This window comes from Acinetobacter legionensis (assembly GCF_048551735.1).
Classification (GTDB): domain Bacteria; phylum Pseudomonadota; class Gammaproteobacteria; order Pseudomonadales; family Moraxellaceae; genus Acinetobacter.
The window spans coordinates 1-21,672 of sequence record NZ_JBIMBV010000023.1; the positions used below are offsets into that span (position 1 = coordinate 1).

The window sequence follows — 21,672 nt, forward strand, 5'->3', positions numbered from 1 at the left end:
AGAGGCAAAAACTAAAGTCTTAAGCAACAAATAAATTTTCAAATTAATTCTCTAACCCACCCTGCGTGGGTTTTCTTTTGTCTATTAAAGCATAAAAATAAATAATATAAAAATAACTGTATTTTATAGTTCCAACTATTGACTATATTTATAGTTTTGACTATATTTACCTCATACACAAACAAACCTCCTCAGTGAGACAAAAATGGAAATTCAAAATTTACGCTTACAACTCCTTCAGCTTTCAGGCGGTCAAGTTGAACACGCTCAAGCAATGGAGAAATACGTTTTGGAAGGTACTGGCTTAAATCAGCAAATGGGCGAAGCGGTAAAAACTGCGGAAGTTGGTGAAGATCCAGTAGATGAAAAGTGCGGATGCCTTATCTGCTTAATCAATCAATTTCAAAAAGCTTTTTAATTTTAAATAAAAAAGCCCTCACGACTCGACATCAAAGGGCTTTTACTCAAAGAGTGAGATAAGTATGAATCAAACACATCAAAAAAGTCAAACGACTCAATATTTAAATCAGCCTCCAACGGCTGAAAACACTGTTCAGTACAAACGCTCAGGGCTTGTTATTCCATCAATCATCATTATCGCTATGTGTTTGGGCGGTGTGGTGAATTGCTCAGGTTATCAAAGTGCAACGGCTAAGGTGGGGGTGAAATCATGAGTCGCTTAACTAATCAAATTCGTCAGTCATTACTTAAAACTGTCTTGGATCACGCCTTTTCTGAAAAGCAATCAAAAGCAAAAAGTGATCTAGTTTTAGCTGGTGATGCACTTTATATGGATCACCATGGTGAGCACATTAAAACAATGAAGAAGCTTCCAGCAAGTTTTCTTTATAAGCAAAGTCGCATGGATACCAATATTGGTGGTCAGCGACACATTGTAAGTCTTAGTGAATCAAAGCTAATGTCATATGAAAGCAACTGCTCACGTATTGTTTTTGGAGCTGATAATCCTATTGCTATCTCTTGGTTACAGGCTAATGAAAACGTCGAGAGTTTAGTTAAACAACGACATGCCATGGAGTGTGAAGTAAACGCTGTTTTGGAAAGTGTACACACATTCAAAAAACTATGGGAAGTGTGGCCTGAGTCAAAATCACTTCTTGAAAAATTTGAAGCAAAACCAGCTATTGCGATTCTACCTGCGGTTCAGGTGAATAAACTGAATGCGGCTTTAGGTTTGCCAGTTTCGGCAGCCAAGGAGCCACAACAATGAATATGCTTTCTAATTACGCTCCTGAAGCACCTACGTTTCAAAATCTTGTAGTTGCTGATAAGCCTGATATTAAAGGATCAACAGTCCACTTCTCGCTGATTGTACCGAACTACAGCGCTTGTTATGTGTCTGCTGTTGTTGAAGCAAATCAAACAACAAGCTCATTGGCTTGGAACAATACAAGTGATCCGCAAAACGATGTTGATGTGGATTATGACTTGCTTGAAGTAGCGACTTGGCACCGCCCTGTTGTTGAAGATTATGACGATATTTTTGCAGCTCATGGACTTCAATTTGCACTGACAAATAGCCAAGTTTACACACTTAATGAAATGCTTAAAGCGCATTTTGAAGAAGAAAAAGTTAATGAATTGAAAGGAGTAAAAGCATAATGGAATTACAAGTATTAGAACAAAATGTGATTGTTTCTGCATTCAACAATGCGAATGGCATTCAGGCAATCGTTGATCAAATTAAAGCTCAAGTGAGCAGTATCGTTCCCGATGTTACAACTGCAAAAGGACGCAAGGAAATTGCTTCACTGGCTTATAAGGTTGCTCAATCAAAATCAGCAATCGATGCTGAGGGTAAAAAACTCAAAGAGCAATACACGGTTGTTACCAACCAAATTGATGCCGATCGAAAATTTGCTCGTGATGAATTGGATGCCGAGCGTGACCGCATTCGTCAGCCATTAACAGACTGGGAAAATGCGGAAAAAGATCGTGTGGCGAAGCATGAGAATGCAATAAAGGAAATTACAGACTTCCTTTTGCCCGAAAACATTAATGTTGATGCGGAGATTTTAGCTTCAAATATTCGCTACTTAGAAAAAGTACCAATGGGGACTATGTTTGAGGAATTTGAAGAAAAAATTAAAATTGCCAAATTCGAAACACTTGAAAAGCTACGCAATGCCCTTGTTGCTCGTGAAAAATACGAAGCCGAGCAGGCTGAATTAGAACGCTTACGCCAAGCCGATATTGAGCGCCAACAGAAAGAACGTGACGAAAAAATTGCACGTGAAGCAGCGGACAAGGCACGTGTTGAAGCTGAAGCAAAAGCGCTTGCAGATCGTAAAAGAGCCGAGCAAGAAAAGCTTGAAGCAGAACAACGTGAAGCACGCTTAAAGCTTGAAAAAGAACAAGCTGAATTGCGTGAACAGCAATTAAAGCAGCAAGCCATTGAGCGTGAAAAGCAAGCTGAAATTGATCGCCAAAAGGCTGTTGAAGCTGAGCGCTTACGCATCGAGCAAGAAGCTAAAGCAAAGGCAGATGCTGAACTTAAAGAGCAGCAAGCACGCGAAGCCAACAAAGCTCATAAAAAGAAAATCTGCAATGAAGCGCTCCAAGGTCTTATGAGCATTGGTGTTTCAGAAGAATTAGGCAAGCAAATTTTACAGGCGATTCACAAAGATGAAGTGCCACACGTATCAATCAAGTTTTGAGGATTAGAAGATGAATGCACCAGTAAAACAAAACAATATCGTTCAGGCTCAAATGCACAAAGTAGCATTGGCATTTGACATGGTTGATGTGGATCCAGAGCAACTAAAGCAAACATTAATTGATACAGTTTTTAAAGGCGCGAATGATGTACAGCTTGTAAGTCTTTTGATTGTTGCTAATCAATACAAGCTCAATCCATTTACTAAAGAAATTTACGCATTCCCTGCCAAAGGTGGTGGCATCACCCCTGTAGTTGGTATCGATGGATGGGCGCGAATTATTAATGACAACCCTCTTTGTAATGGTATTCAGTTTGAACAAGATGATCAATCTTGCACATGCAAAATCTATCGTAAAGATCGTGAACATCCAACTGTGGTTACTGAATATTTAAGCGAATGCCAAGGCACATCCGAACCTTGGAAGAAATATCCTAAGCGCATGTTGCGCCATAAATCTTTAATCCAGTGTGCACGTGTTGCCTTTGGTTTTTCGGGTATTTATGACGAAGATGAAGCTAAACGGATTGATGATTGCCAGGTTAAAACTGTCAGTGGATTTAGTGAAAATAGTATCCCTGCTGGATATCCAGAATTTGAAGAGCAGCATCTTCAACACTTACGCACTGAAGCAGGATATGGAACTGAGCGCCTACAAAATGCATATGTGAATTTACCTAAGGGAGAATGTAAGAATCACTTCTGGTCTACTCATTCTGCTGATCTAAAAGAAATGGCTCAATTTGCTGATGAAGCTATAAAAAAACAACAAGGAGAAACCTATGAACATTCTCCAGCGTAGTGAAGATTGGCATGCAGATCGATGTGGAAAAGTAACTGCTAGCCGTGTGAAAGATATCGATGCAAAGCCTAAAACTGGCAAAGCATTAAACGCATTAGGTTTAACCATTCTGACTGAGCGCCTTACTGGCGTTCAGGAGGAAACTCCAACTACCAAGACTATGCAATGGGGAATTGATCAAGAACCTTATGCGATTGCAGCCTATGAAAATAAAACAGGTAATTTTGTAATAAGCACAGGTTTGATTGATCACCCGAGTATTGGAAATTGCGGGGCTTCTCCTGATGGGTTGGTGGGTAAAGATGGTCAGATTGAAGTTAAATGCCCTACTCCATCTGTTCATTTAAATACGCTGTTGTTGCAGGAAGTACCTAGTGAATACATTCCTCAAATCACGTTGCAATTGGCTTGTACTCGTCGTGAATGGTGTGACTTTGTGAGCTACTGCCCTTTGCTTCCTGAGCATTTGCAGATTGTTGTAATTCGCATATTAGCAACAGATCTGGATATTACGGGCATTGAGATGTCAGTGATTAATTTTAATCAATCTATCTATAAGGCTATGCGACAACTTGAATTAAAGGAGCTCGCAGCATGACCCTCCTAAAACTTTACTTTCAACTTTGGCAAATGGCGTGGTGGTTGTGATGGAAATAAATCAATTAAAACCTGTAGAGGTTGTGCGTGATGAGTATGGTTCATGGATTCATCCAGAATACCGTAAATACTTGGATGAGCATCACGAAAACCAAGAATGGCTTTCGCAAAGTGAATGGGATGCTATCAAGCGTCACTTCAATATCGAAACTGTCTCATTTTATCTTGAAAGCTGCACCTCAATGGATGATTGGGAAAAAATGATGGAAAACGCAGATTTAACAGATTGGAAGCCAATCGCTCCAAATGGATTTTTCTTAATGGATATTCACTTTACAGAAGATGATGCAATAGCTGTATTTGCTCGTCCGATTCGTGAAATTGAGGTGGCGTGATGGAAGCACACGAAAAACGAATACTACTTGAAGCTGTAGACACTCTAATCCGTCGTCCTGCTCAAGCTGACGAAACCACACTTGGTAATGCAATTGGTTATTTCACAAAGCTTGTAGAGGATTTGACTCAAGGTCAAATAACCTTGCTTCCAGTGCAAAAACAGCAATTAAAAGACGCTATTGAAGAAGTAGCTTAACAACAAATTCGAGCAAAAATCTGCGCATTATCATCAAAAAATAGGATTTTGCGCAGAATAATGCACATAGGTGATGAGATGGAAATTAATAAAATTAGAGAATTGGCTTTAGCAAATGGGTTTTCACTTAAAGAGCAAGCAAGTGGAAACATGGATCTTCATTCATACGTTTATGAGTTTGCAAATGCGCTGTTGAAAGAAGCCACCCCTGAAGGGTTTGTTTTGGTGCCGAAAGATGAACTCACCTCAACATATTATTGGGAAGGTGCCGAACATACTGTGAACTGTGTATCTGAATATGAAATGGAATTAGAAAAAAATGAAATTGCAGAACTAGAAAAGTGGGAGCAAACCAAATCAACTAAAGCATTTTTTGCAAACATTTATTCAGATGAAGATAACTTCGAAATTGTAGAGTTTGATTCAATTGAAGCTGCTGAACTAGCCATCAAAGAAAATAAAGCAATGATCGAAGCACAGGAGCAAAGTCATGACTAAATACGAATGGTCGAATGTGCCATCCATAGTGAAATTTATAGCAACGGATAAAGATGGTTTTAAAAGTTATTTTGAATTAAAACCTGAGATATTTATGGAAGGTTGGATTGATGATTCTGATGATGGATTTTTTTCACAGTATGAAAAATCTGAATTCCAAGGCAGCTGGCAAGACTCACTAGAGGAGCGACCATCGAAAGAAGAAAAGGAGGTAGGTTGATGACTAAAACTTACGAAATCCGAACCCTTTCAGATTTCTTTAAAGTTCCAAATGATCGGATTGAAGATTGCTTAAAAGAGTTTGCTGTTGGTTTGGAATTTTTAAAAGCAAATCATGAACTCATGGGGCTGGAAAATGGGCAGATGGAATTTTTTAACTGGACCGATGATGGCAAGAAAAACATAACCGCCGATTTTAAGTTTGGCAAAGATGTGATTCGATCTGAAGTGAAGGAGGAAGGTTGAATGGGTGCTCTAGAATTTTCTACTTATGATTATTTGTTCTTGAAACATAGATCAATAGTCATAAAGCTCATGGATGTGGCTGAAGAGTACTATCCGGCATTGAAAAGAGCCACAATTAACAAAATGGCAAATGATAATGAATTTCCATTCCCTGTTTTTAAGATTGATCAAAAAAGCCGTACAGCACCATATTTTGTAAATCTTAAAGACTTAGCTGATGCTCTTGATAAAGAGCATCAATCGGCAGCCAAAGACTATGCTACATTTCACCGATGAGATGTAGCATCTCTTCAAATGTCATAACATTTCTTCTAATTTTTAATGATACGTATCGCTGCAAACTGGACCATGTTGTATGAAGGGTATACTGTTGTATTTGAGGAATAGTCATACCCTTTTCAGCTAATCGAGTTGCGCCCTCATGACGTAAATCATGAAAGCGTAAATCTTCAACCCCCAACAATGTGCAAGTTTCATTAAATTCAGTTGAAATAGATCCAGCACGTAAAGGGAATAAATACTTAGATTCACACTCAGATAGAATCATTCTGTTTCTGTATTTAGGACTCAATGCAAGATCAATTAGTTTTTCTAGTTCATCAGAAACAATAAATTCTTTGTGATTCCCCTTGGATCCATTTGGATTTTTAAGATCCCTAACCAGAAAAACCCTGTGCTCTCTATTGTAATCTAAAACCTCAAGTCTAGTGATTTCAGCCTGTCGTCTACATGAAAAAATTGCAAATATCATAAGTAGGTGCATTGGGTATACAGATCTTCCACGGTTCCATGTTGATGTAAAGAATTTTAAAAGTTTTTCTAATTCTGCTCTCTCATACAATCTATCTCTCGTATTACCTCTATTGATTTGTCTTGTTTTTCTTAACTGCAACATACCGTCAATTACTTCAGTATATTTAATATCAGCACCCCATAATAATCTTGCGTGATTAAGTACTGACTTCAAGTGCTGCAATTCATTTAATATAGTTGATGGGGAAACAGGATTTAAGCCTAATTTTGGATATCCTATTTTTCTAGCTTTAACATGTTCGGTGATATTCATTGCACCAAATTTATCAGAACTAATTTTACTAATCGGAAGCTTCAACAAAACACGCAATGATCTTATTGTAGTTATTGAGTATTGATCACCCACCTCAACAAGATACTTGTTAATTAAATCCCCAATTGTAAATTTACTTGCTTCAACTTTACCTTTTATGATTTCAGGATTATCTTGTATTTCAGCCTCTCTTTTTTTTAGCCAATTTGAAGCTGTACGCATTGTTGCAAATGTTTTGGATTCTTTATAAATTACACCTTGTTTATTTATACGAATTTCAGCTCGATAGCGAATAGTGCCATCTGTCAATTTTCTTTGAGAAATAGTGCCCACATTTACGCCTTTTTAAGTTTTTTCTTTAAGGTGTAAAATTATGGCGTAAATAGATACATATTAATAGTTATTAATACATGTTAATGCGTATTAATGAATATTGAAAAATTTTAACAAGAATATGAATTTTAAGTAAAAAATACCAAGTTATTGATTATATGGAGATATGAAGAATGTTAAGAAAATCAATCACCGAATGGTTCGATGAATATAGCGAAAGTCATCAAAACAAAACCAATAAAGCCATCCATTGGGCTTGTGTTCCCGCGATTTTATTTGCCATCATTGGGATTCTTGCACATTTTAGTGCTTTGCTTACGGCACTACTTCTAGTTCTAACCCTCGTTTTCTATGCCCGTTTAGATATTGTTCTTGCTGTAGCAATGACCGCATTAATTGCAGTCATGGCATGGATCATTTACTTACTCCCAGTCGGTGTTGGTTTCTATATTGGGGTATTTATTCTGGCTTGGATTGGTCAATTTTATGGTCACAAAGTCGAAGGTAAAAAGCCTTCTTTCTTTAAAGACCTTCAATTCCTCCTCATTGGCCCCGTATGGTGCATGGATGCCTATCTTGGTAAAGTACTACCGAAATGGAAAACACGCCAGAAACTGGCTTTTTAGCGCAAATAAACCAGAGGGAAAATTCAATTCGGCTTTTCCCTCCATTTTCTTCAATTTAACAGATAAAATAACCCGTAAAAGCACAATAAACTTAAAGCTAAATTGACTAGAATTTTCTTAGAAATAAGTGCTAAAACAACACAGATCATTGCTGTTAAAAAATAGGCATCCAAAGGCAATGCACGCAATTGATCTCCATTAAAAAATACAATTGGGGCACAAATAGCGGTCAGCAAACATGGCGCTGAATACTGCAACATATTTCCAATCACACGAGGCAATTTCAGGGCGATTTTAGGTTCTAAAAAAAAGTAACGGTTAATCAATACAATGCCTGCCAAAGTTAACAATAAAGTCCATGTCATTTTGGTGCTCCTATGTTTGTTACTCCGACGATTTTTGCCGTACACATCGCACTAAACATTCCCAAAATCCCAGATAGCACAATGCCCGCTTCAAATTGAAAATATTTAAAAATACAGGCAGATACTAAAGTAAATATGACGCCCACTAAAGTTGCGCTACTTTTCACCATAGGCACAATAATCAAAATAAATACCGCAACAATTGAAAAATCTAAATGTAAGCTTTCTAAATTTGGAATTGATTTAGCCAGTACAATTCCCAATACACTAAACAGACACCAAGCCAAATAAAAACATAGCCCAGCACCAAACAGATAAGTAAAGTTGCGTTGTTTATCTTTGCCAATACCGACAGCAAACAGTTCATCTGTCAGCAAGAAGCCAATTAATATGCGTTGCTTAAACGGAAAACGACTGACATCTTGACGAAAATTAAGCGCATAAATTAAATGCTGACTGGTTAAGAAAAATACCGTAATCATAATCGTCAAGGCAGATGCATGTGACATGACTAAACCTAAACTTACCAACTGTGCTGCACCTGCAAATACAACAGCGGACATTGAGAACGCTTGTGCAAAGCTTAATCCAGCATTGATTGCCATTGATCCAGCCAAAATACCCCACGGTAGTACGGCAATAGATAAAGGTAAAATATCGACCACACCTTGGAAAAAAGCCTTTTTATTTTGCATAGACTTCGGCTCAATGTCGGCAGTATAAGATTCAAATTGATCACTCATTTGCAAAATCCAAATCTAAGAATTTAAGCAGTATCTTATAAATGATCAGTGATCGCTTGGATGAAATTGCTATTTGGTGAGGGACTGTAGAACGTTTAAATGACTATTCCCAAATACATTTATTAAATATTTAATGTGCTTAAATATTGAGAAGGTGTAACCCCGACTGCTTTTTTAAAATGACGATTAAAATGACTTTGATCTGAAAAACCACTATTTTGAGCAGTCATTGCGATACTCTGCCCTTGTTTTAATAATTGGCGCGCTTTCTGTAAACGGACTTGAACCAACCAGCTATGCGGTGGTAAGCCCGTATATTTTTTAAATTCACGTAAAAAATGCCAAGGGCTTAATCCTACATATGTCGCCAAATCAGTGAGCGAATAATCATGCTCAGGAAAACTGCTTAATAAATCTTTGACTATTTCAACTTTCCGTTGTGCTTCTGGTAATTCAGCAGGTGTTAATTTGGCACGACCATAACGACTGATTAAGCGGGCTAAAGTGGATAAATACATACTCTCTTTCAGTAAAGTATTTTCTTTTTGTTCTAATAAATCAAAAAGTAAACAGAGTTGCTGTGCCAATCCAACATCTTGCACAACTGCTTGTGGGAACCACGGTACGCTATTTTTAACACTAAAAAAATCTTGCCCTGCATCTAACAACATTTCTGGCGTTGGATAAATTGCACGATATTTCCAGCCTGACTCGACAGCAGATGAACCTGTATGAATTTCATCAGCATTGACTAAAATAATGTCGCCCTTCGGTGCTGTATGTAACTGCCCAGTCCGATAAAAACTCTGTGCACCATCTTCAATCACACCAATACAATAACCTTCATGCACATGCTTTGAAAATTGCTTATGGTGATACTGTGCTTTTAACAACTCTAATCCACCCAATTCTTTTAGGTGAAAATAGCTTGCCCACTCCTGCATTTTTTCTATTCAGACTTTAGATAATAATTTAAAAATAGCATGTTTATAAAAAGCGTATAGAACAAAATTGCTATCTATACGATTAGACATGGAAAATACAAAGATCTTTTGTGCACATAAGAGAATAACCAATAGATTACTGATAGGTTTTTCCATTATGTTTTAGCCAACCATCTTGATGACGACGCTTTGGATCATGGTGTGTCCAATGCATTACACCACCTTGATTACTATATTCATATTCGCCAAAAAATTCGACAGTATCACCTTTGCGTAAATTATCGATACGGGGTGCTAAATCAATATTATGCGCAACCAGTACAGTTAAGCCATTATCCAGTGCAAGAATAAATTTTTGATGACGTGAACCTTCATTATCATCACGCAACACGGCTTTTACTCGACCAATCGATTGTACTTGAACATTACTGAGTTTTGCATCGTAGGCTTTTCGAATAACCTCAATACCATTTTGATTTTGACTATTGGCAGACGGCTTATCTTTAAATTGGTTATCTTTACTTTGCTCATTCACATGCTGTGTATTGTCTTGTGAATGATTGTTTTGCTGATCGATCGATTCAACTTTAGAGGATTCAGTTGCTTGATTTTTTTGTTGATTAAGATCAACGCCTAGATAAGCTGCGACGATCACTGCGATTACAGCACCAATACCAAGTTGAGTTTTATTTGCCATAAAGTTTGAGTCTAATCAATGTTCATTGTGGAATTATAAAAGAATAATCTTTTAGATATGTATGAATTAATTCTTCTGAATCTACTTCAATTAAATTACAGACAAAAAAAACCCCTCTAAGGAGGGGTTTTCAATAATTATACTCAGTGAGTAAAAATTATTTAGCAGCCGCTTGAGCAGCAGCAACTTCTTCTGCAAAGCTCATTTCAGCTTTCTTCTCAATACCTTCACCTACTTCGAAGCGAACGAATTGAGCTACAGTTGTTGCAGTCGCTTTCAATACTTCAGCAACTTTTTTGTCGTTGTCGATTACGTATTGTTGACGCTCAAGAACAACTTCGTTCAAGTATTTTTCAACTGAACCAGTCACCATTTTTTCAACGATGTTCGCTGGCTTACCAGATTCAATCGCTTTAGCTTCAGCAATTTCTTTCTCTTTCGCGATAAGATCAGCAGAAACATCTTCAGCAGTTACAGCAACTGGGTTGAACGCAGCAACGTGCATTGCAATACCTTTACCAGTTTCAGCAGAACCTGTGTAAGAAACAACAACACCGATTTTTAAACCGTGTTTGTAAACTGCAAGGTTTTCACCTTCAACAATTGCAGCACGACGAACTTGGATGTTTTCACCGATTTTTTGAACAAGCGCAATACGAGCTTCTTCAACAGTTGAACCATCTTCAAGTTTCAATTCAGCAATTTGAGCAGCATCAGTTACACCAGCAGCAAGTGCAGCAGCAGCAACTTTCGCAGAGAAACCAGCAAAGTTTTCGTCTTTCGCAACGAAGTCAGTTTGACAGTTTACTTCTAAAAGAATTGCTTTATTACCTTCTTGAGCAATTGTGATCGCGCCATCAGCAGCAATGTTACCAGCTTTTTTAGCTGCTTTTGCTTGACCTGATTTACGAAGATTATCAATCGCTAATTCGATGTCACCGTCTGCTTCTGTTAATGCTTTTTTGCATTCCATCATTGCAAGACCAGTACGGTCACGTAATTCTTTTACCATGCTCGCAGTAACTGCAGTCATGTTGTTCTCCTAAATACGGTAGAATATGAATCTGTTCAACAAAAACGGCCCAAAGGTTCCTCTGGGCCGCTTTGCTTTCTCGACGCTCAATTTGTCATCATTTTAAATCACAAAAATGACAAGCTTGCGTCAAAACGCATTAAGCCTCAGGAGCTTCTTTCGCAGCTTCTTCGCCTTTAGCTTGAGCATTCGCTTGAGTTTGAGCGTATTCTTTACCAGCAAGAATTGCATCAGCCATTGCAGAAGCATAAAGTGTAACAGCACGGATCGCATCGTCATTACCAGGAATAACGAAATCTACGTTATCTGGGTTAGAGTTTGTATCAACGATACCGATTACTGGAATACCAAGGTTTTTAGCTTCTTTAATCGCGATTGCTTCGTGATCAACGTCGATGATGAACAATGCGTCAGGTAAACCACCCATGTTCTTAACACCGCCTAAAGAGCGTTCAAGTTTTTCCATTTCACGAGCGCGTTCTAATGCTTCACGTTTAGTCAGTTTAGCAAAAGTACCATCTTGTGATTGAGTTTGAAGATCTTTCAAACGGTTGATTGACTGACGAAGAGTTTTCCAGTTAGTCAACATACCACCCAACCAACGGTGATCAACATAAGGCTGACCAGCGCGTTGAGCTTGTTCACGAATGATGTTAGAAGCAGCACGTTTTGTACCAACGAACAATACTTTGTTCTTTTTGCTTGCTAGATTGTTAACAAAATTCAAAGCATCATTTAACGCAGGAACAGTATGTTCAAGGTTGATGATGTGAATACGGTTACGCGCACCAAAAATGTATTGACGCATTTTTGGGTTCCAGAAGCGAGTTTGGTGACCAAAGTGCGCGCCAGCTTGAAGAAGGTCGCGCATGCTTACGTTGTAATCTGCCATTTTCTTTACCTTAAAAGTTTGGGTTAGGCCTCCATATGTCCGCATTCTCCACCCTTTCAGGCACCCAGAGTAATGTGACGACATATGTGCGGATTTTTAAATTACCCTTATCAATATTTCCATAAACCATTCACAAAGAAAGTCACAGAAAGCATTTGATAAATTGGGCGGCTATTTATACCATAGTCACATACAAATTTCCAAAAGTTTTTAAAGATCATGAACAGTACTTACGAAGCGCCACGTCGATTAATCAAAACCGCAGATGAAATTGAAAAAATGCGTGTTGCAGGTCGATTGGCTGCAGAAGTTTTGGATATGATCAAACCGCATATCAAACCAGGTGTCAGTACACTTGAATTGGATACGATTTGTCATGACTATATTGTCAACAAACAAGACGCTATACCTGCATGTTTAGGTTATGGCGCTGCGCCTGGTCGCCCTGCATTCCAACATGTGATTTGTACCTCTGTAAATCATGTGGTATGTCACGGTATTCCATCTGCAAATAAAATTTTAAAGAAAGGCGATATTCTCAATATTGATGTCACTGTGATTAAGGATGGTTATCACGGTGATACCAATATGATGTATGTGGTTGGTGGTGAAACATCGATTATTGCTGAACGTTTGTGTAAAGTTGCTCAAGAAGCAATGTACCGTGGTATGGAAACCGTGAAACCGGGTTCAACCATCGGTGATATTGGTGCGGCGATTCAAAAATATGTTGAATCAGAACGCTTTAGTGTAGTGCGTGAATATTGTGGTCACGGTATTGGTACCGTATTCCATGATGAACCACAAGTCCTTCACTATGGTCAACCTAATTCAGGCATGGTTTTAGAAGAAGGTATGACCTTTACCATTGAGCCAATGGTAAATGCGGGTGTTTGGCAAACACGTTTAATGGGTGATAAATGGACGGTGGTGACCAAAGACCATAGTCTTTCAGCTCAATACGAACATACCCTGCTGGTGACCAAAGACGGTGTAGAAGTTTTAACCGCGCGCCCTGAAGAAGATCTATCTCGTTTTCACAAATAATGAAAGTCATTGACTAAAATGACTTATAGTGCTTAACAAAAGGTCATGTTCATATGGCCTTTTGTTATAACTTGAATTTTTCCTTTTCTGCCAAGTCAATGTTTTATCATTGTTTTTAACCGAGATCGTGACTTATTTTTAGCATGTAATATCATGACAATATGATTACAGTTATATTACATATATAAACTTATGATAAATAAAACATTAAAAAAAGAACATTCACTTAAAAAAAGCCTTTGTAAAGACTACATTAATTAACAGCAAAAACTTCTAATAATAAAAACGCATAAAAATTAGTATCAATTACGGACATGGAGTCCAAACCTATGAAAAAACCATTACTTTGCATCATGACCTCATGCATGACTTTACCGATGATGGCGCATGCAGATTCACCTTATTTTAGTCTTAAAGATGGTGATGGGTTTAAACGCTTTTCTGTTTCAGCAGGTTGGCTACATGCAATGCCACAGGGTAACGCTAATCCGATCAAAGTGAATACTGCCGTTGCAGAAGGAACACAATCTAAAGTAGGTGATATTTCTAAAAAGGCAGTTTTAGACGCAGCAGTTAAAGAATCCAATCCTTTTCTTTATGGTGCAATCGGCCTTTTGGGTGACACAATTCCTGGCGCTTTAACGGGCACAGCCACAGTCAATGGTCTATCCAGTTGGACCTCTGAAGGCACTGGTCTAACAGCAAAAGATGTGGATACTTTTGGTCTGATGGGAAACTACTACTTCACTGATAATCTTTCATTAGAGTTTAAAGCAGGTGTTCCACCTAAAGTTGAGATTGAAGGTAAAGGTCAAATCTATGCACCATTGACCGGTAAAGATTCTACACCACTTGGCAGTATTGACTTAAAAAAAGATATTGCGATTACTGATTTAACAAAACATTCAAAAGCAGCATCTGCAACTGCATGGTTGCCAGCGGCAGAACTACATTATCAATTTGGTAAATCTGGTGTGAATAAACTTCGGCCTTATGTGGGTGTAGGTGTCATGTATGCACATTTTACTCACCTAAAAGTCGATAATGGCGTAAAAGACGATCTGATTGCAGCAGGTCACATGATCCAGAACGTATTAGATGGACAGGCTGGGGCAGCATTAGATGGCAAAAAATCATCTGCAAATCCTGTAGTTAAAGTAGAAGCAGATGATGCTTGGGCACCTATGGCCACACTGGGTGCAACCTATGATTTTAATGATCGCTGGTTTGGAGTAGGCTCTGTCACTTATGCACCAATGAGTAGTGATGCGACCATTACCATTTCAGACTCAAATACCAACAAACAACTTGTTACAGCCAAAACCAAAATTGATATTGATCCTCTGATTACTTATGTCGGTGTGGGTTATCGCTTCTAAAAATTAAATTTATTTTCGTTAACATATGCTGACTGATCACTGAAATTTATCGATTGATAAATTTTTATTCTATCGCGAAGTCCCATTGAATCATCTACAATTCTCGCATGATGATTCAATGGATAGCTTATGTCAGCACTATACGACGACACACGTTTCTCTAAACCACTCATTTATATGCTCATCGGTAGTGCTTTTATCTTGGCACTCTCTTTAGGTGTACGTCACGGTTTTGGGCTTTATCTTGTACCCATGAGCCATGAGTTTGGTTGGAGTCATCAGGTTTTTAGTTTAGCCATTGCCATACAAAATCTATTCTGGGGTGCAGTACAACCTTTTACTGGTGCGCTTGCAGACAGATATGGCAGTAAAAAGATTGTTGCAATAGGCGGGGTGCTCTACACCATTGGTCTATTGTTAATGTCTATCAGTTCAAATGTGCTGTTACTAGATATCAGTGTCGGCTTAATTATCGGCTTAGCCCTCTCTGCAACATCATTCTCGGTATTACTTTCAGCCGTAGGACGAGCAGCGCATCCAAGCAAGCGTAGTATGGCAATGGGTATAGCCAGTGCGGCAGGTTCATTTGGGCAATTCATTATGTTGCCCACCACTCTACTTCTCATTAAGAACTTTGGTTGGTCATCTGCGCTAGTCATTACAGCAATACTCATCGTGCTGATTGTCCCATTGGCATGGATGCTTAAAGCGCCTATGTATGTACCGCCAAATGCAATTAAACAAGCGATAAAACCCAATTTAAGCTTTAAACAGATTCTTAAAATTGCCTTTCAGCATAAACCTTTTTTATGGTTAGCCTTTGGTTTCTCGGTGTGTGGATTCCAAGTGGTTTTTTTAGGCATTCACCTACCCGGTTATTTGATTGATCATGGTTTTGATGCATCCACTGGAACGATCTTTCTTGCATTGGTTGGTCTATTTAATATTATCGGAACCTATACCGCAGGTTGGCTTGGTGGTAAGTATTCCAAACCGCATCTGCTTATGGGTTTATATGGTTTACGTGGCGTTGCGATTGTTGCGTTTCTGATGCTGCCATTGAGTATTTGGACTGTTTACGCCTTTGGTATCGTTATGGGGATTTTATGGCTTTCGACTGTACCCCTAACCAATGGCATTGTGGCCAATATGTTTGGTGTGAAATACTTAACCATGCTAAGCGGCCTAGTGTTTTTCACTCACCAAATCGGTTCATTTTTTGGTGGATGGCTAGGCGGTTTAAATCATGATATAACGGGTAACTACAACATCATTTGGGGATGCTCAATTGCCTTGTGTGTAGTCGGCGTTATTGTGCATTTCTTTGTCAATGAAGAGGCTGTGGTTAATGACTAATTCATTCTCGTGGCTCAAGCTCAGTATCTGGTTGGTTATTGTTGTTCTGTTCGGGCTGTCAAGTATGCTGTGGTTGAACACGCCTGAATTATTTGAATATTTTAATATGGCTTTTTGTGCGCATTAACCCATTGTCCAATAGCTAGATTGCTTTCTTTCAAAGCCCTAACTGCTTTTAGGGCTTTGTTTTGTAATCATAAGCCGTTCAACATTTTTAATTTAAACCTTGTTGAAACAAAGCCTGTTTTGAACCTCACCCAAGATATCAAAAGTTCACTGAAATTCAGCGCTATCTTCTGCAAATAGAAAGCAGACCCGCCTTTCAAACGGCTTTAGTGAAAGGACAATGGTCTGCTGACACATTTAAATCGTATTGATCTAAAGCAGACCAATAGCAACCTTAAAATCAATTTTTTAAGTCGCGACTACGCTTCTCCCAATCTTTATTAGGCTGATTTTCGCGAGTTTACTCGTCCTTGAATCACCGCTTTGATATTATTTTTTGCATAATTAAAGAAAACCTTGAGTGGAGAAAGCTTAGGATTTGGCTTCTTCCCTTCACCAATTGCTTTAAACTGAGCGGCATACCACAGAATTTCCATGATCGCCATTTTATCAACAAAAGGGATACCCGTTTTGATTTGTTCTACTGCATATCGAACATCCTGACCAGCAATCAAGTTGTTGCTGACTTCAGGTTCTACCGCAAGAGGACGTGCAATCCCAATAAATTCACACGCACCACTGTCTAAAGCCGCATTCATTCCTTGCGCTGTACGGAAACCACCTGTCACCATAAGATGACATTTGACTTCTTTACGAATTTTTTCTGCAAAATCCAAGAAATATGCTTCACGTGCAATCGTACTTTGCTTACGTTTATCCGCTTTTGCGCCTGCCATTGCCGGTGCTTCATAGGTACCACCAGAAATCTCAATCAGATCGATCCCTGCTGTATCAATGGCTTTAAATACTTGAACCACTTCTTCTTCTGTGATTCCGCCACGCTGGAAATCTGCAGAGTTCAGTTTGACTGAAATAATAAAGTTTTCTGAGGTTTTAGCACGCACTGCAGCATAAATTTCTAATAAGAAACGCATACGGTTTTCAATCGAACCACCCCATTGATCTTGACGTTTATTGGTCAATGGTGAAAGAAATTGACTGATCAAATAACCATGTGCACCATGTAATTGTACACCTTCAAATCCTGCTTTTTCACAGATCCGCGCAGCTTCAGCAAATCGTTGAATGATATCCAAAATTTCTGCTTCATTAAGTGCACGTGGTGTACCAAATGTCGTCGCCAACATTGGACTAAAAGGCACTGCTGAAGGCGCAACAGTTTCTTTATTGAGCCCTTTTGGACACTGACGACCTGGATGTGATAACTGAATCAGTTGTACCATCCCGTGCTTTTTACCCACATTTGCCCATTCAGTCAGTTTGGCAAGATCACGTTCAGTTTCAACTACAACAACACCCGGCTCATTCTTAGCACGGAAATCAACCATCACATTCCCCGTAATGGCACAACCCAAGCCGCCTTTCCCCCAAGCATCATATAAACCTAAATGCAATTGGTTCGGTTGCCCTGCATGGTTGGCCAATGCTTCACTCATCGCACCTTTAATGATTCGGTTTTTAAATGGTGTGTTTTTTATTTCTAATGCTTGTGCAAGATGGCTCATGGTCAAATCTCTTTAGTGATTAGAGCTTTTACTCTAATTTAAATTTATAATAGTTCAAGCGTAAATTTGACAATGCATTTTGTCAACTTTGTTAATGTGAATATTTTTTAAACTAGACCATCTATACAGCGTTAATACTGACTCGCGGCAATTAATCGCTTGGTATAGTCATTTAAAGGTTTATCAAATAAGGCTTGAGTGTCATGAAACTCGATAACTTTAGCATCTTTTAATACCAGAACTTTCTGACAAAGTGCTTTTACAACCTGTAAATCATGACTAATAAATAAATAACTCATCTGATAATCCTGTTGTAACTGACGCAGTAATTTTACAATCGCACGCTGTGTGGTCCGGTCAAGTGCTGAGGTTGGTTCATCGAGAATCAATAATTTAGGGCGTAATACCACAGCACGCGCTAAAGCCACACGTTGCCGTTGACCGCCAGACAACTCATGTGGATAACGCTGTTTAACTGTTATCGGGAGATCTACTTTATCTAAAATTTCATTGATACGAATCAGCATTTCAGCTTCTTTTAGACGTTGTAGTGTTAAGCCCTCTCGAATAATCTGGTCAACAGTCATACGTGGATTTAAGCTGCTTAACGGATCTTGGAATACAATCTGAAAATTGGATCGAAGTGGACGTAATTTACGCTGGCTCAACCTGTTCAAGTCTTGATTGAGTAGGAAAATATTACCCGAGCATTGTTTAAGTCGTGCGATTGCCAACGCCAAAGAGGTTTTACCAGAACCGCTTTCTCCAACAATGCCAATGGACTCAGCTCGATCTAAACGTAAATTGATCGGTTCAACGGCAACAAAATAATCTTTAACTCGATTAAATATGCCCTTTCTTATTGGAAATTTAACCCCAACACGATGCAGAGATAAAACTAAGTTACGTTTATGTGGTAAAGCATTGGCTTCACCAAAATCATGATCCAATAAATATTGGGTATAACTGGTTTTAGGGTTTTGAAAAATATTTCGAACTGTGCCTTTTTCTTCAACCTGTCCCTGATTCATCACAATCACTTGATTGGAATATTTACGCACCAAATTCAAGTCATGGCTGACTAAAATCATCGCCATTTTATGGTTTAGAATAAGCAGTTGTAATAAGTTTAAAACTTGCGATTGCAATGTAACATCTAAGGCTGTTGTGGGTTCATCCGCTATAATAATTTCAGGCTTTTGGGCCAAAACTGATGCAATCAAAACACGCTGTCTTTGACCACCTGATAACTCATGTGGATAACGATTCAACTTATCCTCAGGTTCTTCCATCCCGACATCACATAATAAATCATAGACACGCTTTCTGACTTTTTCCTTGGACATCCCATCTAAAAGTAAAGTCTCACCAATAATCCGCTCAACTTTATGTAGTGGGTTGAGTGCAGTCATCGGTTCTTGAAAAATCATGGCAATTTTTTTACCACGGATCGCCAACTGCGCATTTTGATTAAGAGACAATAGATTTTGCTCATCATATAACGCTTGCCCAGTCACAGTTAAATTTTCAGGAAGCAAGCCAAGTAACGCCAAACCACTAATTGATTTGCCTGAACCACTCTCCCCGACAATCGCAACAGTTTCCCCAACATGTAGGTCAAAGTTAAGATTATTGACCAGCACCTCTTTACGCTCATTTTCAATATGCAGATGTTGGACAGACAACAACAAAGATTGATCATTTTTGACGTCTTGGATCGAATGCATCGCGTGTCGCCTCCCCAATATAAATCAATAAAGATAGCACCAAGGCCAAAGTAAAAAATCCGGATAAAGCCAGCCACGGCGCATTTAAATTATTTTTACCTTGTAGTAATAATTCACCGAGGGAGGCTGCATCTGGTGGAAGCCCATAACCTAAAAAATCCAATGCAGTAAGTGCGGTGATATTTGCAGTCAGCATAAATGGAAGTTGAGATAAACTTGAACTGATCACATTGGGCAAGATATGTCGGAACATAATCATCAAATCACTCACCCCTAATGCACGTGCTGCTTGAACATAATCTAAATGACGGGCACGAAGAAACTCAGCGCGCACTATACCGACCAACTCTGTCCAGCCAAAAATCAACATAATCAGAAATAGCCAATAGACACTCGGGGTAAATATACTGACCAAGATGATCACCATAAATAAAGTCGGCAAACCACCCCAAACTTCAAGCAGACGTTGCCCAATTAAATCTACCCATCCGCCATAATAGCCCTGTATCGCCCCAACAATAATTCCAATAAATGCAGCAAATAGTGTCAATGCCAAACCAAACAACAGTGATATGCGTAGACCATAAAGAATACGGGTAAATACATCACGCCCTTGATCATCTGTACCTAACCAGTTTTGTGCGCTGGGTGGTGATGGAACAGGAACGGCTAAATCCAAATTGGGAGTTTGGAAGGAATAACGAACCAGTGGCCAAATCGACCAGCCTTTTTCCTCAATCAACTGCTGAACCACCGGATCACGATAATCGGCTTCTGTTTCAAAGACCCCTCCAAAATGTGTTTCAGGATAAGCCTTTAAAACTGGCATGTAATAATGCTGATCGTATTTGACCAATAAGGGCTTATCATTGGCAATAAATTCGGCAGAAATTGAAAGGATAAATAAAACGATAAATACAATGAAACAGACAAAACCCAAGCGATTATTCTTAAATTTCTGTATTCGTGCTTGCATGACCAGTGACATTATTTTGCACCTCTCGATTCAAAATCAATTCGCGGATCAATCACACGATAAATCACATCACAGATTAAACGTAAAATCAGCCCAAATAAGGTTAGAAAGAACAAAGCACCAAAAATCACAGGATAATCACGTTGTTGCACGGCTTCAAAACCCAGCAAGCCTAAGCCATCCAAGTTAAAAATAATTTCAATCAGTAGATTTCCAACAAAGAACACCCCAACCAATACTTCAGGCAAACCGGCAACAATCACCAACAATGCATTGCGAAACACGTGTTTATATAACACGTCATTTTCAGTTAAGCCTTTTGCTCGTGCTGCAAGCACATACTGCTTATTGAGCTCTTCCATAAATGAATATTTTGTCAGATAGGTTAAACTTGCAAATCCGCCCAACACCATGGCCAGCAATGGTAAAGCTATGTGCCAAAAATAATCTGCTATTTTTTCAAATAAATTGAGACTGTGAAAGTTGTCTGAAACAAAGCCTTGTAATGGAAACCATTGTAAATAAGAACCACCAGCAAAAAATACGATCAACAATATTGCAAATACAAAAGCGGGAACGGCATAGCCCACAGCCAAAAGTAATGAAGTTGATTTATCAAAAAATAAGCCATGTTGTTTGGCTTTTTTAATCCCTAAAGGAATTGAAATTAAATAAATTAAAAAAGTACTCCACGCACCCAAGGAAATGGTGACTGGCATTTTTTCCCATAACAATTCAGTCACAGGCTTATCTTTAAAAAAACTCGTGCCAAAATCTAAAGCTAAATAGTTTTTTAACATCAACCAGAATCGTTCATGTGCAGGTCGATCAAAGCCATATTGCTGTTTGATTTTATCGACCATATCTTCGCTTAAGCCCTGTGCACCACGATACTCATGGTTATTTACCGAAGATGATAGACCTCCAGCAGTCATATTGACCCCTTGGAAGTTTTCTGCTTGTTGAATCGCTTGTTCAACAGGCCCACCAGGTGCAATTTGAACCACAACAAAATTGATCAAGAGAACAAAGAACAATGTCGGGATGATCAGTAACAGCCTTTTGAGTATATATGTGCCCATTGAAACGATGTTCCTTATGACCTCATGAGGGTAGATATGTCAATTTAAACATCACTCACGTTGAGCCACTGATGTTTTAACCA

The 21,672-nt window shown here is 38.7% G+C and carries 28 protein-coding genes and 1 pseudogene; 18 read left to right on the forward strand and 11 right to left on the reverse strand.

The annotated features are described in order from the left end of the window. Positions 1 to 205: 205 nt before the first annotated feature. From ACG9ZL_RS17770 to ACG9ZL_RS17830, 13 genes are all read left to right on the forward strand, one after another. Positions 206 to 418: a hypothetical protein gene (locus ACG9ZL_RS17770; protein WP_419360984.1), complete on the forward strand. Its 213-nt coding sequence runs from the start codon at positions 206 to 208 to the stop codon at positions 416 to 418. A gap of 64 nt (positions 419 to 482) precedes the next feature. Continuing rightward, on the forward strand, positions 483 to 674 hold the full coding sequence (locus ACG9ZL_RS17775; protein ID WP_419360985.1) for a hypothetical protein: 192 nt from the start codon (positions 483 to 485) through the stop codon (positions 672 to 674). After that, on the forward strand, positions 671 to 1,231 hold the full coding sequence (locus tag ACG9ZL_RS17780) for an Nmad5 family putative nucleotide modification protein (protein ID WP_419360987.1): 561 nt from the start codon (positions 671 to 673) through the stop codon (positions 1,229 to 1,231). The genes ACG9ZL_RS17775 and ACG9ZL_RS17780 overlap by 4 nt, the downstream gene beginning before the upstream one ends. After that, positions 1,228 to 1,623: a hypothetical protein gene (locus ACG9ZL_RS17785; RefSeq protein WP_419360989.1), complete on the forward strand. Its 396-nt coding sequence runs from the start codon at positions 1,228 to 1,230 to the stop codon at positions 1,621 to 1,623. The genes ACG9ZL_RS17780 and ACG9ZL_RS17785 overlap by 4 nt, the downstream gene beginning before the upstream one ends. Then, positions 1,623 to 2,678, forward strand: a complete 1,056-nt coding sequence (locus tag ACG9ZL_RS17790; protein ID WP_419360991.1) for a hypothetical protein — start codon at positions 1,623 to 1,625, stop codon at positions 2,676 to 2,678. The genes ACG9ZL_RS17785 and ACG9ZL_RS17790 overlap by 1 nt, the downstream gene beginning before the upstream one ends. Before the next feature lie 10 nt (positions 2,679 to 2,688). Then, positions 2,689 to 3,480, forward strand: coding sequence for a phage recombination protein Bet (bet, locus tag ACG9ZL_RS17795; RefSeq protein WP_419360992.1), 792 nt, complete (start codon positions 2,689 to 2,691; stop codon positions 3,478 to 3,480). Beyond that, complete coding sequence (locus ACG9ZL_RS17800) at positions 3,461 to 4,078, forward strand: lambda exonuclease family protein (protein ID WP_419360993.1); 618 nt, start codon at positions 3,461 to 3,463, stop codon at positions 4,076 to 4,078. Before bet ends, ACG9ZL_RS17800 begins: the two co-directional genes overlap by 20 nt. A gap of 49 nt (positions 4,079 to 4,127) precedes the next feature. Next, positions 4,128 to 4,472 carry a hypothetical protein gene (locus tag ACG9ZL_RS17805; protein ID WP_275059632.1) on the forward strand — a complete coding sequence of 115 codons (345 nt, stop codon included), beginning with the start codon at positions 4,128 to 4,130 and terminating at the stop codon, positions 4,470 to 4,472. Next, positions 4,472 to 4,669: a hypothetical protein gene (locus ACG9ZL_RS17810; protein ID WP_419360995.1), complete on the forward strand. Its 198-nt coding sequence runs from the start codon at positions 4,472 to 4,474 to the stop codon at positions 4,667 to 4,669. Before ACG9ZL_RS17805 ends, ACG9ZL_RS17810 begins: the two co-directional genes overlap by 1 nt. A gap of 78 nt (positions 4,670 to 4,747) precedes the next feature. Then, positions 4,748 to 5,167: a hypothetical protein gene (locus ACG9ZL_RS17815; RefSeq protein WP_419360997.1), complete on the forward strand. Its 420-nt coding sequence runs from the start codon at positions 4,748 to 4,750 to the stop codon at positions 5,165 to 5,167. Further along, positions 5,160 to 5,387 (forward strand): hypothetical protein, encoded by a 228-nt coding sequence (locus ACG9ZL_RS17820; RefSeq protein WP_419360999.1) that lies wholly within the window; start codon positions 5,160 to 5,162, stop codon positions 5,385 to 5,387. Before ACG9ZL_RS17815 ends, ACG9ZL_RS17820 begins: the two co-directional genes overlap by 8 nt. Beyond that, on the forward strand, positions 5,387 to 5,632 hold the full coding sequence (locus ACG9ZL_RS17825) for a hypothetical protein (RefSeq protein ID WP_419361001.1): 246 nt from the start codon (positions 5,387 to 5,389) through the stop codon (positions 5,630 to 5,632). Before ACG9ZL_RS17820 ends, ACG9ZL_RS17825 begins: the two co-directional genes overlap by 1 nt. Next, positions 5,633 to 5,908 (forward strand): pyocin activator PrtN family protein, encoded by a 276-nt coding sequence (locus ACG9ZL_RS17830; protein ID WP_419361002.1) that lies wholly within the window; start codon positions 5,633 to 5,635, stop codon positions 5,906 to 5,908. Here ACG9ZL_RS17830 and ACG9ZL_RS17835 read toward each other — a convergent pair. Then, on the reverse strand, positions 5,892 to 7,031 hold the full coding sequence (locus ACG9ZL_RS17835; protein ID WP_419361004.1) for a tyrosine-type recombinase/integrase: 1,140 nt from the start codon (positions 7,029 to 7,031) through the stop codon (positions 5,892 to 5,894). The genes ACG9ZL_RS17830 and ACG9ZL_RS17835 overlap by 17 nt on opposite strands. A gap of 173 nt (positions 7,032 to 7,204) precedes the next feature. Here ACG9ZL_RS17835 and ACG9ZL_RS17840 point away from each other — a divergent pair, with 173 nt between their 5' ends. Then, positions 7,205 to 7,657 carry an Mpo1 family 2-hydroxy fatty acid dioxygenase gene (locus ACG9ZL_RS17840; protein WP_244015433.1) on the forward strand — a complete coding sequence of 151 codons (453 nt, stop codon included), beginning with the start codon at positions 7,205 to 7,207 and terminating at the stop codon, positions 7,655 to 7,657. Positions 7,658 to 7,707: 50 nt separating this feature from the next. Here ACG9ZL_RS17840 and ACG9ZL_RS17845 read toward each other — a convergent pair whose 3' ends face one another. The 6 genes from ACG9ZL_RS17845 to rpsB all read right to left on the reverse strand — a co-directional run bounded on the left by ACG9ZL_RS17845 (position 7,708) and on the right by rpsB (position 12,331). Next, complete coding sequence (locus ACG9ZL_RS17845) at positions 7,708 to 8,022, reverse strand: branched-chain amino acid transport AzlD family protein (protein WP_004820009.1); 315 nt, start codon at positions 8,020 to 8,022, stop codon at positions 7,708 to 7,710. Then, entirely contained in the window at positions 8,019 to 8,765 is a 747-nt protein-coding gene (locus ACG9ZL_RS17850) for an AzlC family ABC transporter permease (protein ID WP_419361006.1), read from the reverse strand. The genes ACG9ZL_RS17845 and ACG9ZL_RS17850 overlap by 4 nt, the downstream gene beginning before the upstream one ends. Before the next feature lie 122 nt (positions 8,766 to 8,887). Then, positions 8,888 to 9,709 carry an AraC family transcriptional regulator gene (locus ACG9ZL_RS17855; RefSeq protein ID WP_004722023.1) on the reverse strand — a complete coding sequence of 274 codons (822 nt, stop codon included), beginning with the start codon at positions 9,707 to 9,709 and terminating at the stop codon, positions 8,888 to 8,890. 136 nt (positions 9,710 to 9,845) lie between these two features. Next, the gene (locus tag ACG9ZL_RS17860; protein WP_419361008.1) at positions 9,846 to 10,406 is read right to left on the reverse strand and encodes a DUF3465 domain-containing protein; all 561 of its coding nucleotides are present in this window, start codon (positions 10,404 to 10,406) and stop codon (positions 9,846 to 9,848) included. 157 nt (positions 10,407 to 10,563) lie between these two features. Next, on the reverse strand, positions 10,564 to 11,439 hold the full coding sequence (gene tsf, locus ACG9ZL_RS17865; protein WP_004722025.1) for a translation elongation factor Ts: 876 nt from the start codon (positions 11,437 to 11,439) through the stop codon (positions 10,564 to 10,566). A 139-nt stretch (positions 11,440 to 11,578) separates the two neighbouring features. After that, a complete protein-coding gene (gene rpsB, locus ACG9ZL_RS17870) occupies positions 11,579 to 12,331 on the reverse strand; it encodes a 30S ribosomal protein S2 (protein WP_004722027.1) in 753 nt (250 codons plus the stop codon). A 219-nt stretch (positions 12,332 to 12,550) separates the two neighbouring features. On the opposite strand from rpsB, the gene map reads away from it, so the two are divergent. The 4 genes and pseudogenes from map to ACG9ZL_RS17890 form a co-directional block, all read left to right on the forward strand. Next, entirely contained in the window at positions 12,551 to 13,378 is an 828-nt protein-coding gene (gene map / locus ACG9ZL_RS17875; protein WP_419361010.1) for a type I methionyl aminopeptidase, read from the forward strand. A 329-nt stretch (positions 13,379 to 13,707) separates the two neighbouring features. Beyond that, the gene (locus tag ACG9ZL_RS17880; RefSeq protein ID WP_419361012.1) at positions 13,708 to 14,757 is read left to right on the forward strand and encodes an OmpW family outer membrane protein; all 1,050 of its coding nucleotides are present in this window, start codon (positions 13,708 to 13,710) and stop codon (positions 14,755 to 14,757) included. A 129-nt stretch (positions 14,758 to 14,886) separates the two neighbouring features. Beyond that, positions 14,887 to 16,113 (forward strand): MFS transporter, encoded by a 1,227-nt coding sequence (locus ACG9ZL_RS17885; RefSeq protein WP_336953902.1) that lies wholly within the window; start codon positions 14,887 to 14,889, stop codon positions 16,111 to 16,113. Between the two features lie 263 nt (positions 16,114 to 16,376). After that, positions 16,377 to 16,490: pseudogene (locus ACG9ZL_RS17890) on the forward strand (glutathione S-transferase); the annotation flags it as partial. 69 nt (positions 16,491 to 16,559) lie between these two features. Here the strand turns inward: ACG9ZL_RS17890 and ACG9ZL_RS17895 are convergent. The 4 genes from ACG9ZL_RS17895 to ACG9ZL_RS17910 form a co-directional block, all read right to left on the reverse strand. Further along, a complete protein-coding gene (locus ACG9ZL_RS17895) occupies positions 16,560 to 17,804 on the reverse strand; it encodes an NADH:flavin oxidoreductase/NADH oxidase family protein (protein ID WP_336953903.1) in 1,245 nt (414 codons plus the stop codon). Between the two features lie 131 nt (positions 17,805 to 17,935). Next, positions 17,936 to 19,531, reverse strand: coding sequence for a dipeptide ABC transporter ATP-binding protein (locus ACG9ZL_RS17900; protein ID WP_336953904.1), 1,596 nt, complete (start codon positions 19,529 to 19,531; stop codon positions 17,936 to 17,938). After that, positions 19,503 to 20,519, reverse strand: a complete 1,017-nt coding sequence (locus ACG9ZL_RS17905) for an ABC transporter permease (RefSeq protein WP_336953905.1) — start codon at positions 20,517 to 20,519, stop codon at positions 19,503 to 19,505. Before ACG9ZL_RS17905 ends, ACG9ZL_RS17900 begins: the two co-directional genes overlap by 29 nt. Further along, complete coding sequence (locus ACG9ZL_RS17910) at positions 20,519 to 21,589, reverse strand: microcin C ABC transporter permease YejB (RefSeq protein WP_419361015.1); 1,071 nt, start codon at positions 21,587 to 21,589, stop codon at positions 20,519 to 20,521. The genes ACG9ZL_RS17905 and ACG9ZL_RS17910 overlap by 1 nt, the downstream gene beginning before the upstream one ends. Positions 21,590 to 21,672: the final 83 nt, after the last annotated feature.

Excerpts from the sequence above, each read along its gene's own strand:
- ACG9ZL_RS17825 (WP_419361001.1), top strand. The coding sequence starts at position 5,387 with ATGACTAAAACTTACGAAATCCGAACCCTTTCAGATTTCTTTAAAGTT.
- ACG9ZL_RS17820 (WP_419360999.1), top strand. The coding sequence starts at position 5,160 with ATGACTAAATACGAATGGTCGAATGTGCCATCCATAGTGAAATTTATA.
- ACG9ZL_RS17785 (WP_419360989.1), top strand. The coding sequence starts at position 1,228 with ATGAATATGCTTTCTAATTACGCTCCTGAAGCACCTACGTTTCAAAAT.
- ACG9ZL_RS17775 (WP_419360985.1), top strand. The coding sequence starts at position 483 with ATGAATCAAACACATCAAAAAAGTCAAACGACTCAATATTTAAATCAG.
- map (WP_419361010.1), top strand. The coding sequence starts at position 12,551 with ATGAACAGTACTTACGAAGCGCCACGTCGATTAATCAAAACCGCAGAT.
- ACG9ZL_RS17850 (WP_419361006.1), bottom strand. The coding sequence starts at position 8,765 with ATGAGTGATCAATTTGAATCTTATACTGCCGACATTGAGCCGAAGTCT.
- ACG9ZL_RS17855 (WP_004722023.1), bottom strand. The coding sequence starts at position 9,709 with ATGCAGGAGTGGGCAAGCTATTTTCACCTAAAAGAATTGGGTGGATTA.
- ACG9ZL_RS17885 (WP_336953902.1), top strand. The coding sequence starts at position 14,887 with ATGTCAGCACTATACGACGACACACGTTTCTCTAAACCACTCATTTAT.
- ACG9ZL_RS17905 (WP_336953905.1), bottom strand. The coding sequence starts at position 20,519 with ATGTCACTGGTCATGCAAGCACGAATACAGAAATTTAAGAATAATCGC.
- ACG9ZL_RS17805 (WP_275059632.1), top strand. The coding sequence starts at position 4,128 with ATGGAAATAAATCAATTAAAACCTGTAGAGGTTGTGCGTGATGAGTAT.
- ACG9ZL_RS17800 (WP_419360993.1), top strand. The coding sequence starts at position 3,461 with ATGAACATTCTCCAGCGTAGTGAAGATTGGCATGCAGATCGATGTGGA.
- ACG9ZL_RS17880 (WP_419361012.1), top strand. The coding sequence starts at position 13,708 with ATGAAAAAACCATTACTTTGCATCATGACCTCATGCATGACTTTACCG.
- ACG9ZL_RS17815 (WP_419360997.1), top strand. The coding sequence starts at position 4,748 with ATGGAAATTAATAAAATTAGAGAATTGGCTTTAGCAAATGGGTTTTCA.
- bet (WP_419360992.1), top strand. The coding sequence starts at position 2,689 with ATGAATGCACCAGTAAAACAAAACAATATCGTTCAGGCTCAAATGCAC.
- ACG9ZL_RS17895 (WP_336953903.1), bottom strand. The coding sequence starts at position 17,804 with ATGAGCCATCTTGCACAAGCATTAGAAATAAAAAACACACCATTTAAA.
- ACG9ZL_RS17840 (WP_244015433.1), top strand. The coding sequence starts at position 7,205 with ATGTTAAGAAAATCAATCACCGAATGGTTCGATGAATATAGCGAAAGT.
- ACG9ZL_RS17830 (WP_419361002.1), top strand. The coding sequence starts at position 5,633 with ATGGGTGCTCTAGAATTTTCTACTTATGATTATTTGTTCTTGAAACAT.
- ACG9ZL_RS17910 (WP_419361015.1), bottom strand. The coding sequence starts at position 21,589 with ATGGGCACATATATACTCAAAAGGCTGTTACTGATCATCCCGACATTG.
- ACG9ZL_RS17780 (WP_419360987.1), top strand. The coding sequence starts at position 671 with ATGAGTCGCTTAACTAATCAAATTCGTCAGTCATTACTTAAAACTGTC.
- ACG9ZL_RS17900 (WP_336953904.1), bottom strand. The coding sequence starts at position 19,531 with ATGCATTCGATCCAAGACGTCAAAAATGATCAATCTTTGTTGTTGTCT.
- ACG9ZL_RS17810 (WP_419360995.1), top strand. The coding sequence starts at position 4,472 with ATGGAAGCACACGAAAAACGAATACTACTTGAAGCTGTAGACACTCTA.
- ACG9ZL_RS17770 (WP_419360984.1), top strand. The coding sequence starts at position 206 with ATGGAAATTCAAAATTTACGCTTACAACTCCTTCAGCTTTCAGGCGGT.
- ACG9ZL_RS17860 (WP_419361008.1), bottom strand. The coding sequence starts at position 10,406 with ATGGCAAATAAAACTCAACTTGGTATTGGTGCTGTAATCGCAGTGATC.
- ACG9ZL_RS17790 (WP_419360991.1), top strand. The coding sequence starts at position 1,623 with ATGGAATTACAAGTATTAGAACAAAATGTGATTGTTTCTGCATTCAAC.
- ACG9ZL_RS17845 (WP_004820009.1), bottom strand. The coding sequence starts at position 8,022 with ATGACATGGACTTTATTGTTAACTTTGGCAGGCATTGTATTGATTAAC.
- tsf (WP_004722025.1), bottom strand. The coding sequence starts at position 11,439 with ATGACTGCAGTTACTGCGAGCATGGTAAAAGAATTACGTGACCGTACT.
- rpsB (WP_004722027.1), bottom strand. The coding sequence starts at position 12,331 with ATGGCAGATTACAACGTAAGCATGCGCGACCTTCTTCAAGCTGGCGCG.